Raw genomic sequence first — 22973 nt, 5'->3', positions numbered from 1 at the left:
AGTCACATGTACGGGGGAACTCCCTAAAAAGGGCACAGCACTACCGTACTTTTTAAGCGCTGGAGCGTTTTAACTAGGGAATGGAAAACCAAAACCAAGTCAAGAATAAAACCACACTCAAAATTGATCTGAATCAAGGCTATTCCTGATATTAATTAGGGTCAAATTTAAAGTATCTATAGTGTGATAGATATTATCTATTATCAAGAGTGCCGATTTTATTGAGTTCGTTAATCGAACTAGGTGGAATCGAATGGTAAAACGATTAACCTCATAAATTGTATTGATTAAAAATGTGATAACCGTCAGTGGAAAAATTCGTCATAGATTTTGTTTATCACTCGGTCAGGATTATCAATTGGACGCATATTGAATATCGACTTAATCTTTGATTTAGATCAAGACGCAGCAATGCAAATTGAATCTACCAGTCTTAGAAACAGTAGGCGGGTATCCGATATCAAGAATCTAGATAAGTAAACGCTCGGACAGGCGAGAGCATGTTGAGTGGTTACTTATTTGGATTAAAAAATACATGGATTAGAAACTAAGCCCTTCAATACTTCCGCATTATCTCAATAAATAACGCGCTTGTTTTCACGGGCACCCTGCTTGCTGGTATATCTGCGAGGAGTAAAGTCGTGAGCCAAAAAGAACAAATAAAAGCATACAAAGGTCCAGCTGGTGGTTGGGGTGCACTGAAAGCCGTAACCAGAAGTTGGTGGGGCAGTGAAAATGCAGTTAAAAACATTCGCACTATGCTCAAAACCAACCAAAATGGCGGTTTCGACTGCCCGGGATGTGCATGGGGTGAGTCGCCAGATAGCGGTAAAGTCAATTTCTGTGAGAATGGCGCGAAAGCGGTAAACTGGGAGGCGACCAATCGTCTGGTTGATCCTGAGTTTTTTGCCAATCACAGCGTTTCTTCTCTCTCAACGCAAACCGATTACTGGTTGGAATACCAAGGCCGTATCACGCACCCAATGCGATACGATGCCGAATCTGATCACTATGTGCCTGTCTCTTGGGATGAGGCTTTTTCTCTTGTGGCTAAACATCTCAACCAATTGGATTCACCGCACCAAGCGGAGTTTTATACCTCTGGTCGTGCAAGCAACGAAGCGGCGTTTTTGTATCAGCTATTTGTCCGCGCATTCGGTACCAACAACTTCCCAGATTGTTCCAACATGTGTCACGAAGCCAGTGCAATCGGGATGAAAGACACCATTGGTGTTGGTAAGGGCACGGTGATCTTTGATGATTTTGAAGAAGCTGATGCGATTTTCGTGATTGGTCAAAACCCAGGCACGAATCACCCACGAATGCTGGAACCTCTGCGCGAAGCGGTAAAACGTGGTGCACAGGTTATCTGTCTAAACCCGCTGAAAGAGCGTGGGTTAGAGCGTTTCCAAAACCCACAAATGCCGATTGAGATGTTGAGTAACGGCTCAGAGCCTACAAACACGGCGTACCTGCGTCCTGCTTTGGGCGGAGACATGGCAGTATTTCGTGGCATCGCGAAATTCTTGTTGCAATGGGAACGCGAGGCATTGCAAATCGGTGGCAAAGCGGTATTTGATCGTGAATTCATCAAGCAACACACAACAGGTATTGATAAGTATTTGGCTGAAGTGGATGCAACGTCTTGGGAACACATCGCGGAACAATCGGGTCTTGATTTAAGTGAAATCGAGATGGTGGCGAGCATGTATCGACGTGCAGAACGTGTGATCATGTGTTGGGCGATGGGGTTGACTCAGCATCGTCACTCTGTACCAACCATTAAAGAAGTCGCAAACGTGCAAATGTTACGAGGTAACGTTGGTAAGCCGGGCGCGGGTCTTTCACCAGTGCGTGGTCACAGTAACGTTCAGGGCGACCGTACGATGGGCATTGATGAAAAACCTTCAGAGCTGTTGTTGGATCGCATTGAAAGTCGATTTAACTTTGCCGTCCCGCGCGGTGAAGGCCACAACACTGTGCAAGCCATTAAAGCGATGGAAGAAGGGCAAGCGAAAGTATTTATCGGTTTGGGCGGCAACTTTGCACAAGCAACCCCAGACACAGAACGTACGCACAACGCGATGCGAAACTGTAATTTAACCGTACACATTTCGACGAAGTTAAATCGTTCTCACCTTGTCACAGGTAAAGATGCGCTTATTCTTCCGTGCTTAGGCCGTACTGAGATTGATCAGCAAGCGACTGGCCCACAAGGCGTGACGGTTGAAGATACCTTCAGCATGGTACATATTTCATTTGGTCAGCTAAAACCGCGTTCGGAGCATTTGCGTTCAGAACCAGCGATTATTGCCGGTATTGCCAATGCTACACTTGGAGCAAAACCAATTGATTGGTTGTGGGCGATTGAAGATTACGACCGTATTCGCGATTTGATTGCCGACACGATTCCGGGCTTTACCGACTTTAACCATAAGCTTAAACACCCGGGTGGATTCCACTTGGTAAACCCAGCTGCCGAGCGTCGATGGAATACACCAAGCGGCAAAGCACAGTTCAGCTCTAGCGAGTTGCCGAAGCAGTTGATCAGCGAAGCGATACTCGAAAAAGGCCAAAAGCCAGATTTGATCTTGCAAACCATGCGCTCACACGACCAATACAATACGACACTTTACGGCTTGAATGACCGTTATCGTGGAGTATTTGGTATGCGCGAAGTGCTGTTTATCAATGAAGCGGATATTCGTAAACTCGGTTTTGAACCGGGCGACAAAGTGGACATGGTGTCATTGTGGGAAGATGGCGTTGAGCGCCGTGTGAGCGGATTTACGCTTGTTGCCTATGATGTACCAGCAGGTCAGGCGGCGGCTTACTATCCAGAAACAAACCCATTGGTTCCTTTGGACAGTTATGGGGATAGAACGTTTACGCCAACCTCCAAGTTTATTGCGATAAAATTGGAAAAATCGACATCCGATAAGATCGCTTTGGTGGAAGCGGAATAGTGACTAAACTGGCACAACGACATTTCCGATAAGCAAACGGCTGATATTAATTATCAGCCGTTTTTAATTGCGCTCAGTCTGCATTTAGTGCGCATAGCTTGTGTATAATGTTAATGACATTATGCTGCTCGATAATAGACAGATAAGGCCGATTTGAATCTAATTTCAAGTAGTAAAACTAATAAGAAGATGCTTATGACCTTGAAAAATATAATTAAATTAACAATCAGTCACTTAGTGGCAGTTTCTATTGGCATTGCGATAGGTATCTATACTTTACCGATCCTTATTGCACCACCTGCACCGACTGATGAGCAAGTTGCTAAGAGTAAGCAAGGCGCAGAATACAGCGCAGTGTTTAAGAGGGAACTCAAAGGTAGCGACGCTTTTCATTGGGGAGAGGGAGAAATTCATTTGAGTTCTGAAGTCATTACGTTGGTAGGAAAACTCGCTCCCGGACCAGACTATAAACTCTATCTATCTCCTAAGTTTGTCGAAACGGAACAAGAGTTTAATGACCTTAAATCTGAGATGAGCTTAATTGGTGATGTCAAAACGTTCGATAACTTCATTGTTGAGGTTCCTCAAAGCACTTCAATTTCTGAATACAATACGGTTGTTGTATGGTGCGAGACATTTGGTGAGTTCATTACTTCGGCAAAGTATCAATAAACCTCAGTAGTGGAGTAAAAGGCTTTTCTTTTCACTTTACGCTAGGATGTTGTTTCGCATCATTAGAAGGCAAAGACTCTTAAACATTCTAAATTTAAGAGCCTTTGTTTAGAGTTATTGACAGAACCATTCGACTTGTAAGTCGTTTACACCTTTCAGGCTACATTCTGGAAAAACAAGATTTCGAACTATTTCGAGTTATTCTCTGTTTGGCTTGTTTCGTTCTATGACGCTAATCGCAATGGCTAAAAATAGAATATCTTTTACTAAAAAGAAGTTTGTCACCAAAACCCCATCAGACACTTTCCATGTATTCGGTGTCGTAATTAGAAAGCTGAGTGTCGCAAGAAAAATAATTGCGGCGGCTATGCCAGAAAAATAAGCGACTCGTGTGTTTTTAAGGCCAACGATTAGCCCAATAGCGACAATGATTTCTGTTGCGCCAATGATGTTTGATACGGCTTGAACTGACATCACATCATACAACCAACTCATCAGAAAATGATTTTCAACGAGCGGTTGTATAAGCTTGGCCTCTGTAGGTGTGAATTTATAAATACCAATCCATATTAGAACTAAAGAAACGCCGAAAACTCCGATAAGATATCCAATTGAGTCACATTGATGATGGCTTTTTACGTTTTGCATAATTAACTACATTCTCCTGTTTGTTAGCGCTTTCAACAAGACCTATAAGGTTGGTAGAAAATTTCATAGGTTTTTTCGCTCAAACAACAGATATTAAAAATCACGTGATACAGAATTACGTGTTTGATAGAACTTAAGGATACTTCGTGGAAGTTAAAATTTTTCAGGTTGACTCGTTTACATCAGAGGTTTTCAAAGGCAATCCCGCGGGTGTTTGTATCACAGAGTCAAGCCTTGATGAGGAAACGATGTTGGCCATCGCGGCTGAGATGTCGTTATCTGAAACGGCATTTCTGTCACTTAGTACAATGCAACTTCGTTGGTTTACACCGAGGACGGAAGTTACTTTGTGTGGACACGGCACACTTGCAACGGCACACGTTCTGAAAGAGCAGGGGTTATATAATACTGGAGATACGATTGAGTTCGTTACGCTATCTGGGGTTTTAACCGCACAACTCGATCATGAAGAAATTCATTTGGTGTTTCCTGCTCCAACTTTAGATATGCGAGCTAGTATTAACAAAGACTTACTTCATGGTTTGGGGCTAGATGCCGCCAATGTAGTCGCCTACGGTCAGTTTGATAATAAGCAGTTGATCGTCATTAATGATGAATTTGTGCTTGAACAGCTCGACCCTGATTTTGGTGCGCTGCTTAAACAAAAAGGCCGTGGCGTCGTCATCACTGCTCAATCAAGCACTGACGCCGATTTTGTCTCTCGATACTTCGCGCCTTGGGTGGGTGTTAACGAGGACCCAGTTACAGGCTCTGCACATTGCGCTTTATGTGTTTACTGGGCTAAAAAGCTCAACAAAAAGCAACTGAAAGGCTTCCAAGCCTCCAAGAGAAGTGGGGTCGTCCATACAGAGTTGTTAAGCACTGAGCACGTTAAGCTTTCTGGAAATGCGGTAACGATATTGCGAGGATATATGAGAATCGCGTAGCGGTCCTTGTGGGAATGATTTTATTTTCGTGTTACCCAATGCTCAATAGTGAATACGCTTGAATGCTTCTTATTTAAGTGGTTAATTTTGTTTGTAACCCCCCTGACACGGTGGTGTATAACGATTGGAGAGTTATATGAAAACTATCGGCCTTCTAGGTGGTATGAGCTGGGAGTCGACGCTTAGCTATTACAAATTGATCAACGAAGGAGTAAAAGAGGCGTTAGGCGGCCTAAATTCTGCAAAAATTTGTATGTATAGCGTGAATTTTTCAGAGATAGAGAAGCTTCAACATCAAGGTAAATGGGAAGAAACGGCAAGCATTCTATCTGATGCTGCATCTTCAATAGAAAAAGGGGGCGCTGACTTCATTCTTATTTGTACTAACACAATGCACAAAGTTGCGCCTCAAATTGAAGCCAGTATTAATATCCCCATACTACATATCGCAGACGCGACTGCTGAGTTACTTCGTGAGAAAGGGGTTCAAAAGGTCGGACTCCTTGGTACTCAATTCACAATGGAGCAAGACTTTTATAAAGGAAGGCTTTCAGACCTCTATGGGCTTGATGTCATCATTCCCGATCAAGACGACCGCTCTAAAGTACATAACATTATTTATAAAGAGTTATGCCAAGGTGAAATCAAAGAGGAGTCAAGGACGATATACTTGCAAATTATTGAAAAACTAAAAGAGCAGGGAGCTGAAGCTGTGATTCTCGGGTGTACTGAAATTGCCTTACTTGTAAACCAAAGTCACACCGATGTTACACTACTCGATACCACTTCTATCCATGCTCAAGCAGCAGTCCGTTTGGCAATTGAAGGTGAATGATCTACGCTTTCTTTCCTGCAAAAAAAGAGAAAACCAAGCACGTGGTTTTCTCTTTTTTATTATCAAGTTATAAGCGAGCAAATTTGAGAGTTCTGTATCCACCAATCAAGTTGCGGGCTTTGTAACCATTGTTGACCAGCTGACGGTATGCTACGTTACCGCGTAACCCAACTTGACAGTAAATCACGATCTCTTTGTCTTTAGGAAGTTCGTGCATGCGACGACGTAGTTGATCGACAGGAATATTAATTGCACCTTCAAGATAACCAACGGACTCCAATTCACCAGGATTACGAACATCAAGTAACAGTTGGTCTTCTGTCAGTGAATCCATTTCATCATAATGAATTGCGGTCGCATCGCCTTTGATGATGTTATTTGCCACAAACGCCGCTTGGTTAATTACATCTTTAGCAGAGCCATAAGGTGGCGCGTAAGTTAGCTCGAGGTGTTGCAGTTGCTCTACCGTCATACCAGCACGCTGAGCAACTGCCATTACGTCGATACGTTTATCAACACCGTCTTTACCTACTGCTTGCGCACCTAATATTTTACCTGTTACTGGATCAAACAGCATTTTGAATGACACGGTTTCTGCACCTGGGTAGTAACTCGCGTGACTTGCTGTATGCACATACACTTTTTCATAAGCGATGTTTTCACGTTTCAGCTGTTTCTCGTTTTTACCAGTAGAAGCGACGGCTAAATCAAAAATCTTACAGATCGCCGTGCCTTGCGTACCTTGGTAAGTTTCTTGGCGGCCAAGCATGTTGTCTGCTGCCATTCGGCCTTGACGGTTTGCCGGGCCCGCAAGTGGCACTAGAGTTTGCTCGCCAGTCACGAAGTCTTTCTCTTCTACCGCGTCGCCGACAGCGTAGATCGAAGGATCGCTGGTTTGCATGTATTCATTGGTATAAATACCACCAAGAGCGCCGATTTCTAAGCCAGCTTCTTTTGCTAATTTGGTCTCGGGGCGAACACCAATTGCCATAATCAGAATATCGGTGGTGAGTCTTTCACCATTGTTTAGTGTTAATTCCAATTCACCTTCTAGATGTTGGTGTTTTTCGCTCTCACCAGAGTCGAAACTTGCCACGTGCTCGTTAGGTACGAATTTCACCGACTCAAGTGCGACGCCAAGTTTAAGGTCGATGCCTTTCTCACGAATTTCAGCATGTGCGAAGCCAGCCATTTCACGGTCAACGGGCGTCATCACTTGATCCGCCATTTCAACTAATGTGGTTTTTATGCCTAGCTGGTGGAAGGCTTCCATCATTTCCAAACCGATAAAACCACCACCAACGACCGTAGCGTGTTCAACTTTGTTGGTTTCGATCGTTTTAATGATGCGATCCATATCTGGAATATTGCGCAGCGAGTGCGTTAACGGGTTATCAATACCCGGAATAGGCGGCACAACTGGACCTGCGCCAGGGCTGAGTAGAAGAAAGTCGTAGCTCTCTTGGTATTCAGAGCCATCAAGCAAATTGTTAACCGTAACCGTTTTGTCTTGACGGTTAATAGAAACCACTTCGTTCATCACACGGACATCAACATTGAAACGCGCTAAAAAGCTCTCAGGCGTTTGAAGAAGCAGTTTGCTGCGCTCTTGGATATCGCCACCAATGTGATAGGGTAAGCCACAGTTTGCAAATGACACAAATGGACCGCGTTCAAACATAATGATTTCTGCGTCTTCACTAAGACGACGAGCGCGAGCTGCTGCAGATGCACCGCCAGCAACCCCACCAATAATCACGATTTTGCTCATGGATTTCTCCTGCTGAATGATCGAAAACGCCTACACCTTACTTAAATAAATTAGCTAAGTCTAATGTTATTTAATCTACATTAGCATTGACTTAATAATATTAATTAGTAATATCTAATGAAATGTAATGTAGTAATGAAGAGGCATAAGAATGGGCGACAGTATGCTACAAAGTGCGACCGAAGCGAGTGAGCTGCTTAAAATTATGGCTCATCCAGAGCGCCTAATCGTGATGTGTAAGCTGATTGAAGGCGAGAAAGGGGTTGGTGAACTGTTTGAAGGTTCATCATTAAGCCAATCTGCTTTTTCACAACATCTCACCGTATTGAGAAAGCACGACATTATTAAAGCTAGAAAAGTTTCTCAGCAGGTATTTTATTCAATTTCTGATGAAAGAGTTGGTCCGTTGGTTGAGGCCTTTAAGCAAGTTTTCTGTAAGTAATTAGTTTGGCGGTTGCTATGTTTGAAGTTCCTTGGATGTCGCTGTTGGGCGGCATAATAGTTGGCGTATCAGCGATAACACTGATGCTATTTACTGGCAAGACTGCTGGGATCAGTGGGATCTTAAACGGTGCCGTTGAGAGCGCAGACCGCGTTTGGCGAATTGTTTTTTTAATTGCGATGGTATTAGGTGGCTTGTTTGCTGTTTATGTTCTTGGCGGGCATGTACCAGATCAGTACAGCGGTGATCTTATTTTAGTTATCGTTGCTGGCTTGTTAGTCGGTGTTGGTACGCGTATCGGCAATGGTTGTACTAGTGGCCATGGCATTTGTGGAATAGGGCGTTTCTCAATCCGTTCTGTGGTCGCGACGTGTACTTTTATGGCCACAGCCATGTTAACCGTCTTGCTAGTATCGTGAGGAATAGTGTCGTTATGAAAACTCACGTAATGAAAAGTATTAAGCAAATGTCCGTTGTTGCATTTTCTGGTGTGCTCTTTGGTATTGGTATGGTGGTCTCTGGTATGGCAGATCCGGCAAAAGTGATCGGCTTTCTTGATATTACCGGTTCATGGGACCCAAGCTTAGCCTTCGTTATGGGCGGAGCACTTGTTGTGTTCGTTCCTGCTTATCTTTTATTAATAAAGCCAAGAAGCGAATCTGTGTTTGGTGATGAGGTTGTCTGTCCGACTTCTAAAACGATAGACAAAAAGTTAGTCGGTGGTGCAGCACTGTTTGGTATTGGTTGGGGCTTACTGGGTGTGTGTCCTGGTCCTGCGGTTGCCAGCCTTTTTACTGGCAACACACAAGTTCTGCTCTTTATAGCGGCAATGTTGGTTGGGTCATTCACCGCTAAAAGAGTGGTTCGTCAATAAAGAAAGTACTTCAACGTTAAAAAGAGTACTTAAACGCTAAAAAGTGAGTGTCGTAGAAACCGGGCAATGGTCACTCAGTTTATAGTCGAGTACATCTTGTGTTTTGAAAACGGTTTGAACACCAGACGACGCCTTTAAATCACCACTCGCAATGATGTGGTCTATCACCGAGCGGAATTGGTGGGTTTTATTCGGATTACGATTAGAGCGCACTTTACATTCCGCTTTAGTGTCTTTAGTCACTAGCTTTGCACTAGTATTGTCCGATATCACGTCCCACAACCAATCTCCTTGATAACCCAAGTTGTGGTTAAAGTCGCCAAGCACGACATAATGTTGTTTGTTGTCCTCGCGCGCCTTTATCCACTTAGCTAGTGCCTGTCCTTGTTGTTTCACTATCTTACAATCGCGGTTATTACGATACGCGCCACTGCAACCCGCTTTCAGATGTACAGAGAGTAGGTGAGTCTCGTTTTCTTGGTTTGGATTTAAAACAAGGTAGCTCGCGAAGCGAAGCTTGCTGTTGCCTCGTGTGATAGAGAAGTCTGGCTTGTCTAATACGCTTACGCCATTGCGCACGGCAAAGCCTGTGTATTGGTTGGTGTCGTTAAACTGAAGGTGTCGGTTGGAGGCGTTTGAACGATCGGAAAGATAAATAGTGAAGTCATTGCCAACGGCTTTTTGGATGGCAGCAGCACTTTCGACTTCTTGAAAAGCAAAAATGTCGGCTTGTGTTTTATCCACATAGTGGGTCAGCTTTTCAAAATCTTGTGGTGTTCTCGACACTTTTCCACCATCTATAGATAACCATTCTATGTTCCAACTGGTTAGATTGATGGAGTTTTGAGCAAATGAAAGAGAACTAAAAAGTAATATTAACGTAACAAAAAGTGATCGCATTTTGGCCTGTTGCACTCCTATCTTTTAGCGTATTCCTTTCCATCCTTTATCCTACAAGACCTCCAAAAATAGCAAGTAGATTTAGTACCAATTTTGCAATTTTCATGGTTTTCTTCGCAACTGAGATCAACGCCAATAAGATCGATTTCTTCTTGTTCGCTAGCCAATCTTTATTGATCAAAATCAATGTTTTCGAGTGGTGCTTCTCGTTAAATACGCCACAATATATTGTGTTGCCAGAATAAAAAATAACCCCATATAGTGTGTTTGTGGATAACTCTGTGAGTATGCTCGGGTAAGGAGAACAAAGTGAAACCAATCGTAATCAAACGCGACGGATCAAGAGCTCCGTTCAACAGGGATCGTATCCAAGCAGCAGTTGAAGCAGCAGCGGAAAACAAAGATAAAGATGTCGCTATTTATGCTCTTAATGTGGCTCTTGCTGTCGAGTTACAGTTAAGAGAACACGATGAAGTTCACATCCATGAGATTCAAGACTTAGTCGAAAATGAACTCATGCAAGGTCCTTACAAAGCCCTAGCGCGTTCTTACATTGAATATCGCCACGATCGCGACATCGCTCGTGAGAAGCAAAGTGCACTAACTCGCGAAATCGAAGGTTTGATTGAAGAAAGTAATCTGGATCTAATCAACGAGAACGCGAACAAAGACGGCAAAGTAATTCCGACTCAACGTGACTTGTTGGCTGGTATCGTAGCGAAACACTACGCGAAGACGCACATTCTTCCTCGCGATGTGGTTCAAGCGCACGAAGTGGGTGACATTCACTACCACGATTTAGACTACGCACCGTTCTTCCCAATGTTTAACTGTATGCTTATCGATCTTAAAGGCATGCTGACGCATGGTTTTAAAATGGGTAACGCTGAGATTGATACGCCAAAATCAATTTCGACTGCAACAGCGGTAACAGCACAAATCATTGCTCAAGTCGCGAGCCACATTTACGGCGGTACAACCATCAACCGTATTGATGAGGTTCTAGAACCGTACGTAATCACAAGCTACGAGAAACACCTAGAGATTGCAAAAGAGTGGAACATTGCTGAGCCAGAAGAGTTCGCAAAAGCGCGCACTGAGAAAGAGTGTTACGACGCATTTCAATCTCTAGAATACGAAGTAAACACGCTGCATACAGCGAACGGTCAAACCCCATTCGTTACGTTCGGTTTTGGTCTTGGTACAAGCTGGGCATCCCGCCTGATCCAGAAATCGATTCTGAAGAATCGTATTGCAGGTCTAGGCAAGAACCGTAAAACAGCGGTATTCCCTAAACTTGTATTCGGCATCAAAGATGGTTTGAACCACAAATCAGAAGATCCAAACTACGACATCAAGCAACTTGCGCTTGAGTGTGCGTCTAAGCGTATGTACCCAGACATTCTTAACTACGACAAAGTAGTGGAAGTAACCGGTTCATTCAAAACGCCAATGGGTTGCCGTAGCTTCCTTGGTACTTACGAAGAAAACGGTGAGCTGATTCACGAAGGTCGTAACAACCTTGGCGTCGTGAGCTTGAACCTTCCTCGTATCGCTATCCGTGCAAACGGAAGCGAAGAGAAATTCTACGAGCTTCTAAATGACCGCCTACGTCTTGCTCGTAAAGCACTAGAGACACGTATCTCTCGCCTTGAAAACGTGAAAGCACGTGTGGCCCCAATCCTATACATGGAAGGCGCATGTGGTGTTCGCTTGAAAGCAGACGACTCAATCGCAGATATATTCAAAAACGGTCGTGCGTCTATTTCTCTTGGTTACATCGGTGTACACGAGACAATTAACGCGCTATTCGGTACAGAAGCGCACGTTTATGATGACGCTGTTTTGCGTGAAAAAGCGGTCGCGATCATCAAGCATCTAAAAGATGCTGTGAATCAATGGGCTGACGAAACAGGTTATGGCTTCAGCTTATATGCAACGCCAAGTGAAAACCTATGTAGCCGTTTCTGCCGCATCGATGCGAAAGAGTTCGGCGTAATTGAAGGCGTAACAGACAAAGGTTACTACACCAACAGCTTCCACCTAGATGTTGAGAAGAAGGTGAACCCATACGACAAGATCGACTTTGAGATGCCTTACCCAGAAATCTCAAGCGGCGGCTTTATCTGTTACGGCGAGTTCCCGAACATGCAACGTAACGTTGAAGCACTAGAAAACGTATGGGACTACAGTTACACCCGAGTGCCTTACTACGGTACAAACACGCCAATTGATGAGTGCTACGAGTGTGGCTACAACGGCGAGTTTGACTGTACAAGTAAAGGCTTCACTTGCCCAAGCTGTGGTAACCATGACTCAACTAAAGTATCAGTAACACGTCGAGTTTGTGGCTACCTAGGCAGCCCAGATGCACGCCCGTTTAACTTCGGTAAGCAAGAAGAAGTGAAGCGCCGAGTTAAACACCTGTAAGGTTTACTACCACTCGTTTTAACACTTTGAAAATCAACTTTAAACAGGTTGATTTTCTCTTTCGCGATAACACAGAGACGCATTATGAATTACCACCAATACTATCCAATTGACGTTGTTAACGGACCGGGTACGCGCTGCACGCTGTTTGTGTCGGGTTGTGTGCATCAGTGCCGTGGGTGTTATAACCAGTCGACGCAACGTTTGGATTCTGGTGTACTTTTCACGCAAGAAGCGGAAGACAAAATCATCGCTGACTTAAACGACACGCGTATCAAACGCCGTGGCTTGTCGTTGTCGGGTGGAGATCCGCTTCACCCTGCTAATGTGCCTCATATTTTGAAGATAGTGAAAAGGGTGAGAGAGGAGTGCCCAGGTAAAGACATTTGGGTTTGGACTGGCTACACGCTGACGGAACTGAATAACGCGCAAAGGGAAGTGGTGCAATACATCGATGTTTTGATTGATGGTAAGTTTGAACAAGACAAGAAAGACCTCAATCTCGAATGGCGTGGCAGTTCAAACCAAATCATTCATCGCTTTACGGACATCTAATCAAGCATTCTCCGCACATAAAAAGGGCTCACGCGTGCATAACGGGTGAGCCCTTTTGGTGTGAGTTCGTTAATGTCTTTTTGGTTACGATGTCACCGATTGGTCATCTTCAACCATATTATTTATCCAACGTTTAGATTGAATACGGTAAGTCGTCAGTACGCCTTTCACTAACTCTTCCGCGAGCAGAGACATCAAGACAAAATGCAAAGGCAGCCCTAACACCATGCCTGTGTAATAAGTAAGGGGGACACCAATAGCCCACTGACCGAACGTGTCGATGAAAATGCTATAGCGAATATCAGCGCCACTCTTTAGTACGCCGCCAATCCCAACCATGTTAAACACCCTCAAAATCATACCTAGCGCCATGACTAAACATACGTTAAGTGCCATGTCTGCATCGGTTAACGGGCTCAGTACCAATAGGTGATGAATCATGGGCGAGCTCAACCACACTAGGAAAAACAGCAAGGTGGCTAAGATTGCGCTGGTTAACACATACCACCACGCCGTTTTCTCGACTCGGTCATAATGTTTTGCACCAATATCATTCCCAAGAAGAACGGATGCAGCGACCGCAAATCCCATAAAGGTTGAAATCAGTACCCCTTCAATCGGTGATAAGAATGAGATGATCGCCAGTTCTGAAACGCCCAATTGACCATAGATGATGCTGTAAACGATCAATCCACCAGTCCAAAGCGCATCGTGGACCAACATGGGTAAAGAAACCTTAAAGTACTTTTTTCGATACTGTTTTAAGCGGCCTTGTACCCAATCGAACTTAGTCGGAATTAGGTAAGCATATCGTTTGTAGAAAAAATAAATCAAGACGGCGGTTTGGAAAAATCGAGAAACAAAACTACCTACGGCTGCACCAAATACGCCCCATTGAGGGAAACCAAATAAACCAAAAATCAAAACATAATTAAGCGCGACGTTAACGACAATGGCGGAGATACTAACGTTGGTTGCCAGTTTGGTTTGGCCCACGGAGCGCAATACCGCTTCAATCGGTACTACTATCGCCGTAGCAATGAGGCTAAAGCCCGTAACCACAAGATAATCACTTGCATAAGTGACGTATTCAGGATCGTCTGACATAAAAGAGACGATCTCTTCATCAAAAATCGCATAAAGAACGATAAACGGCAGCGTCACCAAAATGGAAATAAACCAAGATTGCGCCAACGTTCTGCGAATTCCGGCTAGGTTTCCTGAGCCGTAGTATTGAGAAGCAAGTACGGTAACTGCACCGCACAGGCCAAAGACAACCGCTAGGTTGAAGAAAAAGATACGATTTCCAACTCCAACTGCTGCCGTTGCAGATTCTCCGAGTAGGCTTACCATGAAAATATCCACGACACCGAGCAAAGCAAAAAGCATGGACTGAAGTGAAACAGGTAGGCCAATCGTAATCAGCTTTTGCCAAAATGCTTTATCGATGTATTCGCGTGTTAAGAGCATCGCATTTCTCCTTAAAGATTAATGCGAGTAGTTTATCCTCATGATTTGGCGGTGTATTTTTCAAAGGAATCCAAAACCTTTGTAAAACTCTCTACTAACGCACATGTGAGCCAATAAATCATGGAAGATAAACAAGAACGCTACGCGATTTCAGAAAAAACTTATCAAGAGTTTATTGATCACAGTCGAGTATTAGCACTTGAGGAGAGAGGCATTGTGCAGTGCGGCATTGCCACTTGTCGTGACTTCTTCTCTGTTTATCGTAAAAACCAAAAGAAACACATGCTGCTCTATACGGTGCGTGGTAAAGGGTGGCTAGAGAGTGGGACTTATCGATACGATTTGGAACCGGGCTCGTTGATTACAGTACCCGCAGGTGTTGAAAACGGTTTTGGCATAGAAGAAGAACCTTGGCAGATCGCGTGGCTTTTTCTTGCTCCTGATAGAGAGTGGCCGATATTAGAATGCGATGTTCGCTACCAGCTTTCATCTACACCTGAAGTGATGTATGCATGTATCCAAACGTTACTACGCAGCATTAACCTTCCAATCGATTATGGTGGTGCGGTAGGTGAGCATAGTGTGGCTCAGTTAGAGCTGATGTTAAACATGCCGCCCTCAGAGTCGATATCACGCAGCCAATTGAGGCTTCGGCGTGTATTTGACCTTGTCCAACGTCAGCTCCATAAGGATTGGAGCGTTGAGCAGGTGGCGGCTCTATATCCATGTTCGGAGCCTCATTTGCATCGACTGACTCAAAAGCAGTTTGGTCGAAGCCCAATGGCACATTTAACGCGTATGCGCATGGAATATGCTGCTAGGTTACTTCGTTCAACAGAATGGCCAATTCAGCATATTGGAGAAATAGTCGGATATCCGACCAGCGCTAACTTTAGTACACGTTTTAAAGCGTGGTCGACCATGACACCAAGAGAGTTTAGAAAAAACGGTAGAGTGGATTGGTACAACGAGGAGTGAATCGTTCTTTTTCTGAACGATAGAGCGCACAAAACTCACCGCAATCCAGAATTTTGTTCTCTAATTGATGAAATAAGTGAAAAATCATTTCGTCATTTTTTGCGATGGTGTTAACGTGAGGTTCGGTACTTGAATTTCAAAGGGTTATGACTTTCATGTTTTCTAATCTCCCAACTCCCGTATTAGATCCTATTTTATCTCTATCCGTTGCATACCGTAACGATGAACGTCCAAACAAGGTTGACCTTGGCATTGGCGTATACAAAAACAGCGCAGGCGAAACGCCGATTATGAAAGCCATTCAAATGGCGCAGGATGTCGTTGTTGAAACTCAAAAAACCAAGTCTTATGTTGGTCTTGCAGGTTGCGAAGAATTTAATAAAAGCATGATCGATTTGCTACTGACGGGAACGTCTGCAATGGATCGTGTTGCAGCAATTCAAACGCCAGGTGCAAGTGGTGCGCTGCGTATGCTCGGTGATCTAATGAAGATCGCACAGCCAGATACGACGGTTTGGATTTCCAACCCAAGCTACGTAAACCACAAGCCAGTGATGGAAGCAGCAGGCCTTAAAGTTAAGTTCTACCACTATTTCTCTTCGGAAACGAAACAAGTAGACACCGAAAAAATGATGGATGATCTTGCGAAAGCTGGGCCTTCAGATGTGGTACTTCTTCATGGTTGTTGCCACAACCCAACTGGTGCGGATATTGACTTCTCTGCTTGGCAAGCCATTACAGAATTGTCGCAGAAGAACGGTTTCATCCCATTTGTGGACATTGCTTACCAAGGCTTCGGTGATGGCCTAGAAGAAGACGCAAAAGGCCTTCGTTTTATGGCAGATAACGTTGAAGAGATGTTGATTACTACTTCATGTTCGAAGAACTTTGGTCTGTACCGTGAACGAACTGGTGCAGCGATTGTGGTTGGTAAGAACATGCATGATGTAACCAATGCAAAAGGTAAACTCCTCACTCTAGCTCGCTCGACTTACACGATGCCACCCGACCATGGTGCAGCTTTAGTTAAGACCATTCTGCAAGATGACAATCTCACTTCCGTTTGGAAGCAAGAATTGAGTGAAATGCAACATCGTTTGGTTAGCCTTCGTCAAAGTTTGTGTAACGAGTTGAGAAACAACCATAATACAGATCAATTTGATTTCATTGAGGGTCACAAAGGCATGTTTACTGTGCTAGGCTTTAGTGGAAACCAAATGGCGCAACTGCGTGAAGATTATGGCATTTATGGTGTTGGCGATGGTCGAATTAACATTGCCGGACTTACCGAAACTCATATTCCATACGTAGCGGACGCAATTAAGAAAGTATCTCAAGCTTAATTGGAGTGTGGATGAAAAACTGGAAACTGATTCTGCCGCTTATGATGAGCGGCAGTTTAATTGCTTGTACGTCAACTCAAACGACGCAGGAACCTGTTGAGCCAGAGTCGCCAAAGGTCGAAGAGCCCGTTAAAGTCGAGCCAGAAGTGAAACCTGATGTAGATCCAAAGCCAGAGGTGGAGCCCAAACCAGAAGCGAAACCTGAGAAAAAGCCGGAACCAAAGCCTAAGAAGCCAGTCAAGGTCACAAAAACACCCGATGGCATGTTAATTCTTGGTTCTGAAGAATGGGTTTATGTTCCTGAAATTGACCAGACTTTCAAGGCTAGAGTCGATACAGGTGCGACAACATCATCAATTAGTGCGACTGACATTGTTCCGTTTGAGCGTGATGGTAAAGACTGGGTTAAATTTAAGATAGATTTAGGTGACAAAGACACCAAAGAATTTAAAGTACCCGTTGAGCGCTGGGCTAAAGTTAAGCAGTCTTCGTCAGAAGAGGTGGATAAACGAGCGGTGGTAAAAGCCTACATTACCGTTGGGGATCACAAAGAAAAGACAGAGTTTACGTTAGCCGATCGCGGACATATGACGTTTCCAATTTTGCTTGGTCGAAGCTTTTTTAGAGATATCGCCGTTGTAGATGTATCGAAAAAATATGTGCAAGATAAACCTAAAAAAACCGCTAAAAACTGATGTATTACAGCTAGTTTCTGCTAGAAGCTAATAATTCGTGATTAACAAAAAATGGCCTCCAAAATTGGAGGCCATTTTTATTGAATCATATGCTTGCTTGTGATGCCCTGGTAGTCATAGTCATGTCCACTAAAATGCAAAACGAGCAGACATTACAATTTGCTGGCCATAGACACCATTATTTTTGAAATCTGCACCAAGCGATAGTTGCTGAGTTGAGTGGAATCGTGCGCCCAGATTGTAAATGGTGTTCGAATCGTCATTATCTATGATTTGGCCGATACGGCCATGTAGCTCAACATTTTGCATAAACCAAATACGAGTACCAATATTCACTTCCGTGCGCCACTCGTCACCCACTTTATCACTGCCGTTCTCTTTAATGTTGTGTACCAACATTTGGCCATAAATATCTGCAAATTGGCCTGCTGGCCCATTAAAGCCTATACCACCAGCAATGTCCCAGTCTCCGCTAAACTCACTGTCTGCGCGAGCAATGAAATGGGTATTCTCTGTAAAGTAGGTATTGAACTCGCCACCAAATGTACCAGGGCTAGTGCCCATGCGAAATTCCATCGTGTTGTAGTTGAAATTATTTGCATGTGCGGAAAGTGGCAAAATAGCACACAAACCAAAGGCTGCAACCTTTAGAGCTTTACCTAGCATGGTGTCTCCGGGCAAGATGATTAAAATGAACAAAAAAATGGTCTGCAAAAAGCAGACCAAGATTGATAAAGCTATCATTTTAAGTGCTTGCCGTCACTATTTAGCTGTAATCGTCACTACATCATGTTGATATGCACAGCAATCGGGGTTTGTTTTACATGACCACGAGTTGTTCGACTTCAATCTCTGGTTTGTTCCCGCCTTCAAATTCGCCAAACAGACGGACTTTAGTCGTGTGATCAATCGGAGTATTTAGCTGAATATCGTCATCGAGTTCGACCATCACTTCACCGGAACCATCGCTAAAGACAAACTTATCCGCGCGAACTTGACGCAATAAGTTACCTTCAACGACCACATCTTTTTCAGTAAACATATTGGAGTCGTTTAGCAAGGCATCCAATTTTTCCACAGTGACAGGACCGTTAAACTGCAAGTTTGATTGGTTTTGAGTGTTATCTTTCGCGAACGCGATAGAAGGAGCAATAGCTAAGGCGGTGATTGTTGCGATAATTGTATTCTTTTTCATGTTACATCCTCATCGGTTTGTTTTGATGGGGTCATTAAAACAGGGCTTGTTTGAACCAATGATGATTTCAACATTCATATTCTATTCATTTGCTTGAGTAAGTGGGGACGATGACGTTATGATTGTTCATCTTCCTCTATTCCTTACAAATGTTCATGAAATCAGCGATCCCATCTTTAATGGTTCAAGGCACCACTTCGGATGCCGGAAAAAGTGTCCTTGTGGCAGGTTTATGCCGTGTATTAGCAAGAAAAGGGATAAATGTTGCCCCATTTAAGCCACAAAACATGGCACTAAATAGTGCGGTAACCAAAGATGGCGGTGAAATAGGTCGAGCACAGGCCGTTCAGGCACAGGCGTGTAATATTGAGCCAACCGTACATATGAATCCGGTTTTAATTAAACCTAACAGTGATACAGGTGCTCAAATCATTTTGCAGGGTAAGGCGATTTCCAATATGGATGCGGCTGGCTTTCATGATTACAAGAAAGTGGCGATGGACACGGTGTTAGATTCCTTCTCTCGTCTGACTCAAGAATTTGATTCGATCATTATCGAGGGCGCGGGGAGTCCTGCTGAAATCAATTTACGAGAAGGCGATATTGCAAACATGGGTTTTGCTGAGGCCGCTGATGTACCAGTGATCATTGTCGCTGATATTGATCGTGGTGGAGTGTTTGCACATTTGTACGGAACACTTGCGTTACTTTCTGAATCTGAACAAGCGCGAGTAAAAGGATTTGTTATCAACCGTTTTCGAGGTGATATTCGTTTATTGCAATCGGGCCTCGATTGGCTAGAAGAAAAAACAGGTAAATCTGTACTTGGTGTACTTCCTTTTCTTCATGGTTTGAATTTAGAAGCAGAAGACGCGATCACTGCACAGCAAGAGTTGCACTCTGAGGTAAAACTGAATGTTGTTGTGCCTGTTTTAACCCGGATTAGTAATCATACTGATTTTGATGTGCTGCGATTGAATCCAGACATCAATCTACGTTATGTAGGTAAAGGCGAAAAAATAGATAAAGCCGACCTGGTTATTTTGCCTGGGACCAAATCGGTCAGAGACGATCTGGATTATTTAAGAAGCCAGGGGTGGGATAAAGATATCTTGCGTCATATTCGTCTTGGTGGAAAAGTGATTGGTATCTGTGGCGGCTACCAGATGCTTGGAAACTTGATTGATGATCCAAACGGCGTCGAAGGCCAACCAGGTCAAAGCGAAGGACTTGGCTTGCTTGATATCACTACGACGCTAACTAACAGCAAACAGCTTACAAACACACAAGCACAGCTTTCTCTTAACGGCAAAACAGCCAATGTAAAGGGTTATGAAATCCACGTAGGGCGAAGTGAAGTACGGGGCCTGCAACCTCTTACATTCAGTTCCGGTGAAGCGGAGGGGGCGATCAGCGAGTGTGGCCAAATCATGGGAACCTACCTTCACGGGTTCTTTGACGAGGCAGCTGTCTTAAGCCTGGTATCAGAATGGGTAAACGGCACCCAAATCAAACAACAAGACTTTGAAGAGTTAAAGGAGCAAGGCATTAATCGCATCGCAGATGCGATAGAACAACATGTGCGCCTTGATTTTTTGTTTAAATAGCCCATTAACTGATTGAACTTTATATTTAAATAACCTGTTCTTTCGCTTGCCTTGTATTGGAGTATCTCTATGAAAGCATGGAAACAGTATGCTTGCCTTACGGTAGTATTAAGCATTTCATTTTCAGCAAACGCATCAACGAACCTAAAAGTGTATGCAGCCTCTTCTATGACGAATGCGATTAACGAGATCGCGCAAAACTTTGAAGAAAAGTATGACGTTTCTATCACTCCCGTTTATGGTGGTTCTTCTTCTATCGCTCGACAAATTATCAATGGCGCACCAGCGGATGTATTCATTTCTGCGAACACGAAATGGATGGATTATTTGGTCGATAAAGAGGTCATTTATCGTGACAATGTCACAAATCTAGTGCGCAATAGCTTAGTGTTGATTGCGCCTCAGTCTTCAGAATTAACCTCATTTAACTTTTCTGATGCAAAGGCATGGGAGAAGGCATTGCATGGAAATCGTCTTGCTTTAGGCAATCCGACGTCAGTACCTGCTGGTATGTACGCGAAAGAGTCATTGACTACACTGGGTGTATGGAAAGCGGTTCAAACTCACGTCGCACCAGCAAAGAATGTGCGCTTAGCTTTGGCGTTGGTTGAACGTGGAGAAGCGCCTTTAGGTGTGGTCTACAAAACCGATGCTCAGTTAACTGATAAAGTCAAAATTGTCGGCGAATTTGCGAGTGATACGCATGCGGCTATTGTTTACCCGGCTGCAATTGTGAATGATTCTACTGAGTCGGAGCAGTTCTTCCAGTACCTAAAATCGGACGAAGCCGCACGCGTTTTTGCTCAATATGGCTTTCAGCAATAAACCGGCCTTCAATTATAGGAACGAAGCGTGACAGAACTGGAATACCAAGCCTTAATGTTAAGCCTCAAAGTAGGCGCGTACGCAGTACTTTGGCTGATTCCTCTCGGCGTTTTTCTTGCTTGGCTACTTTCTCGAAAAACGTTCTTTGGTAAATCGATTCTCGATAGCTTAATTCATTTACCACTGGTATTGCCGCCAGTGGTAATCGGCTATTTGTTGTTGATTTCTTTAGGACGACAAGGGTTCCTTGGAAAGTGGCTCTATGAAAACTTAGGGGTAGTCTTTAGCTTTAATTGGAAAGGGGCAGTAGTCGCTTGTCTTGTCGTGGCTTTGCCTTTGATGGTTCGTTCAGTACGCCTAAGCTTAGATAGCGTCGACCCTAAATTGGAGCACGCAGCCTCTACGTTAGGCGCTTCTCCTTTAAAAGTGTTTCTCACCGTCACGTTACCACTGACCATTCCCGGAATTATTACGGGCACGATGCTGTCATTTGCTCGTAGTCTTGGCGAATTCGGGGCGACGATCAGTTTCGTCTCTAACATTCCGGGTGAGACCCAAACGATTCCGCTGGCAATGTACAACTTTATTGAAACGCCAGGTGCAGAAATGCAGGCGGCTCGTCTGTGTATCATTTCTATCGCGTTAGCCTTGTCTACATTAATGATCTCTGAATGGCTAAATCGTAAAGCGGCAAGCAGATTGGGTGCGAAGCAATGACGATTAAAGTCCAATTTAAACAAATGCTTGGTGAGACTGACTTCGACATCAAACTTAAGTTACCTTGTAACGGAATTAGTGCCTTGTTTGGACGATCTGGTGCAGGTAAAACGACGTTGATTAACATCATCAGCGGATTGGTCACTCCAAGGCAAGGGTATGTTGCGGTTGGTGAGCATGTTTTGTTTGACAGTGAACAGGGAATCAACCTACCAACGCACAAGCGTGGTATTGGTTATGTGTTTCAGGATTCACGTTTGTTTCCTCACTATTCGGTTCAAGGCAATTTGTTATATGGCGTTAAAGAAAAAGATGACGAGTATTTTGATGCAGTCACCGAACTCTTGTCTATCAAACCGTTACTAAAGCGCTTTCCGGTATCACTTTCTGGTGGTGAAAAGCAACGTGTTGCGATTGCGCGCGCATTGCTATCTAAACCCAATTTGCTTTTGATGGATGAGCCACTTGCCTCACTCGATATGCCAAGAAAGCGTGAGGTAATGCCTTTTCTTGAGGAGTTGTCGGAGAAGGTAAATATTCCTATTATCTATGTCACACACAGTCTCCAGGAAATTTTAAGGCTTGCTCAGCACCTTGCAATTATTGACCAAGGTAAAATTTCGAGTTCAGGTAAGCTTGAGGAAGTGTGGGCTTCTCATGCTATGCGCCCATGGCAATCTTTCTCAGAGCAAAGCAGCTTATTTGAAGGCCGGATTGCTGAACATCATGAACGTTATGCACTGACTTGTATCAGCCTTGCACCTAATGTATTCCTGTGGGTGCAAAAGATTGACGGAACACCAGACACGCCAATACGCTTGCAAGTGCGTGCCAACGACGTTTCTATCACGCTCGAGCAGTCCAAGGCGACGTCGATTCGAAATATTTTGCCTGCTATTGTCGATTCCATCGAGGTGTTTAATGCAGCCGATGACAAGCAGAGTATTAATGTATCACTCAAGCTAGACGAGAAATGTTATTTGTGGGCAACGATCACACCGTGGGCCCTTGATGATCTCAACCTAAAAGTTGGTAGCCGTGTTTTTGCACAAATTAAAGGTGTCAGTGTGACACAAAAAGATATGGCACTAGCGCCTCATTAA

The 22973-nt window shown here is 44.0% G+C and carries 22 protein-coding genes; 16 read left to right on the top strand and 6 right to left on the bottom strand.

Annotated features, from left to right (window positions below):
• Positions 1 to 641: 641 nt before the first annotated feature.
• Positions 642 to 2966 (top strand): FdhF/YdeP family oxidoreductase, encoded by a 2325-nt coding sequence (locus R7F07_RS10785; RefSeq protein WP_171342944.1) that lies wholly within the window; start codon positions 642 to 644, stop codon positions 2964 to 2966.
• A gap of 195 nt (positions 2967 to 3161) precedes the next feature.
• On the top strand, positions 3162 to 3638 hold the full coding sequence (locus R7F07_RS10780) for a DM13 domain-containing protein (protein WP_171342943.1): 477 nt from the start codon (positions 3162 to 3164) through the stop codon (positions 3636 to 3638).
• Positions 3639 to 3836: 198 nt separating this feature from the next.
• Here R7F07_RS10780 and R7F07_RS10775 read toward each other — a convergent pair whose 3' ends face one another.
• The gene (locus R7F07_RS10775) at positions 3837 to 4286 is read right to left on the bottom strand and encodes a YkgB family protein (protein ID WP_005376100.1); all 450 of its coding nucleotides are present in this window, start codon (positions 4284 to 4286) and stop codon (positions 3837 to 3839) included.
• A gap of 146 nt (positions 4287 to 4432) precedes the next feature.
• On the opposite strand from R7F07_RS10775, the gene R7F07_RS10770 reads away from it, so the two are divergent.
• The gene (locus R7F07_RS10770; RefSeq protein WP_171342942.1) at positions 4433 to 5233 is read left to right on the top strand and encodes a PhzF family phenazine biosynthesis protein; all 801 of its coding nucleotides are present in this window, start codon (positions 4433 to 4435) and stop codon (positions 5231 to 5233) included.
• Positions 5234 to 5369: 136 nt separating this feature from the next.
• The gene (locus tag R7F07_RS10765) at positions 5370 to 6068 is read left to right on the top strand and encodes an aspartate/glutamate racemase family protein (RefSeq protein ID WP_176311566.1); all 699 of its coding nucleotides are present in this window, start codon (positions 5370 to 5372) and stop codon (positions 6066 to 6068) included.
• A gap of 67 nt (positions 6069 to 6135) precedes the next feature.
• Here R7F07_RS10765 and R7F07_RS10760 read toward each other — a convergent pair whose 3' ends face one another.
• Complete coding sequence (locus tag R7F07_RS10760; protein ID WP_017820173.1) at positions 6136 to 7839, bottom strand: FAD-dependent oxidoreductase; 1704 nt, start codon at positions 7837 to 7839, stop codon at positions 6136 to 6138.
• Between the two features lie 151 nt (positions 7840 to 7990).
• On the opposite strand from R7F07_RS10760, the gene R7F07_RS10755 reads away from it, so the two are divergent.
• Genes R7F07_RS10755 through R7F07_RS10745 form a run of 3 tightly spaced genes read left to right on the top strand, consistent with a single transcriptional unit; the run spans position 7991 to position 9155 of the window.
• Complete coding sequence (locus R7F07_RS10755; protein WP_005376206.1) at positions 7991 to 8281, top strand: ArsR/SmtB family transcription factor; 291 nt, start codon at positions 7991 to 7993, stop codon at positions 8279 to 8281.
• 5 nt (positions 8282 to 8286) lie between these two features.
• Positions 8287 to 8700 carry a YeeE/YedE family protein gene (locus R7F07_RS10750; protein WP_373417491.1) on the top strand — a complete coding sequence of 138 codons (414 nt, stop codon included), beginning with the start codon at positions 8287 to 8289 and terminating at the stop codon, positions 8698 to 8700.
• Positions 8701 to 8714: 14 nt separating this feature from the next.
• Positions 8715 to 9155 (top strand): YeeE/YedE family protein, encoded by a 441-nt coding sequence (locus R7F07_RS10745; protein WP_017820171.1) that lies wholly within the window; start codon positions 8715 to 8717, stop codon positions 9153 to 9155.
• A 36-nt stretch (positions 9156 to 9191) separates the two neighbouring features.
• Here the strand turns inward: R7F07_RS10745 and R7F07_RS10740 are convergent, their stop codons facing one another.
• Entirely contained in the window at positions 9192 to 10055 is an 864-nt protein-coding gene (locus R7F07_RS10740) for an endonuclease/exonuclease/phosphatase family protein (RefSeq protein WP_025767757.1), read from the bottom strand.
• A gap of 309 nt (positions 10056 to 10364) precedes the next feature.
• Between R7F07_RS10740 and nrdD the strand changes: the two genes are divergently transcribed.
• Together nrdD and nrdG are read left to right on the top strand one after the other, a co-directional pair.
• Positions 10365 to 12485 (top strand): anaerobic ribonucleoside-triphosphate reductase, encoded by a 2121-nt coding sequence (gene nrdD / locus R7F07_RS10735; protein ID WP_005388026.1) that lies wholly within the window; start codon positions 10365 to 10367, stop codon positions 12483 to 12485.
• 84 nt (positions 12486 to 12569) lie between these two features.
• A complete protein-coding gene (nrdG, locus tag R7F07_RS10730) occupies positions 12570 to 13040 on the top strand; it encodes an anaerobic ribonucleoside-triphosphate reductase-activating protein (RefSeq protein WP_017634628.1) in 471 nt (156 codons plus the stop codon).
• A gap of 84 nt (positions 13041 to 13124) precedes the next feature.
• Here the strand turns inward: nrdG and R7F07_RS10725 are convergent, their stop codons facing one another.
• The gene (locus tag R7F07_RS10725) at positions 13125 to 14510 is read right to left on the bottom strand and encodes an MATE family efflux transporter (protein ID WP_115386651.1); all 1386 of its coding nucleotides are present in this window, start codon (positions 14508 to 14510) and stop codon (positions 13125 to 13127) included.
• Positions 14511 to 14630: 120 nt separating this feature from the next.
• Between R7F07_RS10725 and R7F07_RS10720 the strand changes: the two genes are divergently transcribed.
• From R7F07_RS10720 to R7F07_RS10710, 3 genes are all read left to right on the top strand, one after another.
• Positions 14631 to 15488: an AraC family transcriptional regulator gene (locus R7F07_RS10720; RefSeq protein ID WP_025767758.1), complete on the top strand. Its 858-nt coding sequence runs from the start codon at positions 14631 to 14633 to the stop codon at positions 15486 to 15488.
• A gap of 155 nt (positions 15489 to 15643) precedes the next feature.
• Entirely contained in the window at positions 15644 to 16831 is a 1188-nt protein-coding gene (locus R7F07_RS10715; RefSeq protein WP_047101084.1) for an aromatic amino acid transaminase, read from the top strand.
• An 11-nt stretch (positions 16832 to 16842) separates the two neighbouring features.
• Positions 16843 to 17526: an ATP-dependent zinc protease gene (locus R7F07_RS10710; RefSeq protein ID WP_005388032.1), complete on the top strand. Its 684-nt coding sequence runs from the start codon at positions 16843 to 16845 to the stop codon at positions 17524 to 17526.
• 129 nt (positions 17527 to 17655) lie between these two features.
• On the opposite strand, the gene R7F07_RS10705 is transcribed toward R7F07_RS10710, so the two are convergent.
• On the bottom strand, positions 17656 to 18192 hold the full coding sequence (locus R7F07_RS10705; protein ID WP_017634623.1) for a hypothetical protein: 537 nt from the start codon (positions 18190 to 18192) through the stop codon (positions 17656 to 17658).
• 154 nt (positions 18193 to 18346) lie between these two features.
• Positions 18347 to 18721 carry a YgiW/YdeI family stress tolerance OB fold protein gene (locus tag R7F07_RS10700; protein ID WP_115386649.1) on the bottom strand — a complete coding sequence of 125 codons (375 nt, stop codon included), beginning with the start codon at positions 18719 to 18721 and terminating at the stop codon, positions 18347 to 18349.
• Between the two features lie 155 nt (positions 18722 to 18876).
• Between R7F07_RS10700 and R7F07_RS10695 the strand changes: the two genes are divergently transcribed.
• The 4 genes from R7F07_RS10695 (at position 18877) to modC (ending at position 22973) form a co-directional block, all read left to right on the top strand.
• Positions 18877 to 20328 carry a cobyric acid synthase gene (locus R7F07_RS10695; protein ID WP_115386931.1) on the top strand — a complete coding sequence of 484 codons (1452 nt, stop codon included), beginning with the start codon at positions 18877 to 18879 and terminating at the stop codon, positions 20326 to 20328.
• 69 nt (positions 20329 to 20397) lie between these two features.
• On the top strand, positions 20398 to 21153 hold the full coding sequence (modA, locus tag R7F07_RS10690; RefSeq protein WP_115386648.1) for a molybdate ABC transporter substrate-binding protein: 756 nt from the start codon (positions 20398 to 20400) through the stop codon (positions 21151 to 21153).
• 27 nt (positions 21154 to 21180) lie between these two features.
• Positions 21181 to 21870 carry a molybdate ABC transporter permease subunit gene (gene modB / locus R7F07_RS10685; protein ID WP_017634621.1) on the top strand — a complete coding sequence of 230 codons (690 nt, stop codon included), beginning with the start codon at positions 21181 to 21183 and terminating at the stop codon, positions 21868 to 21870.
• Positions 21867 to 22973, top strand: a complete 1107-nt coding sequence (modC, locus tag R7F07_RS10680) for a molybdenum ABC transporter ATP-binding protein ModC (protein WP_017634620.1) — start codon at positions 21867 to 21869, stop codon at positions 22971 to 22973. Before modB ends, modC begins: the two co-directional genes overlap by 4 nt.

The organism is Vibrio sp. YT-16, from assembly GCF_033337405.1.
GTDB lineage: Bacteria > Pseudomonadota > Gammaproteobacteria > Enterobacterales > Vibrionaceae > Vibrio > Vibrio alginolyticus.
The sequence above is the reverse complement of the archived record's forward strand: the minus strand, read 5'-3'. Positions and strand labels throughout refer to the sequence as shown.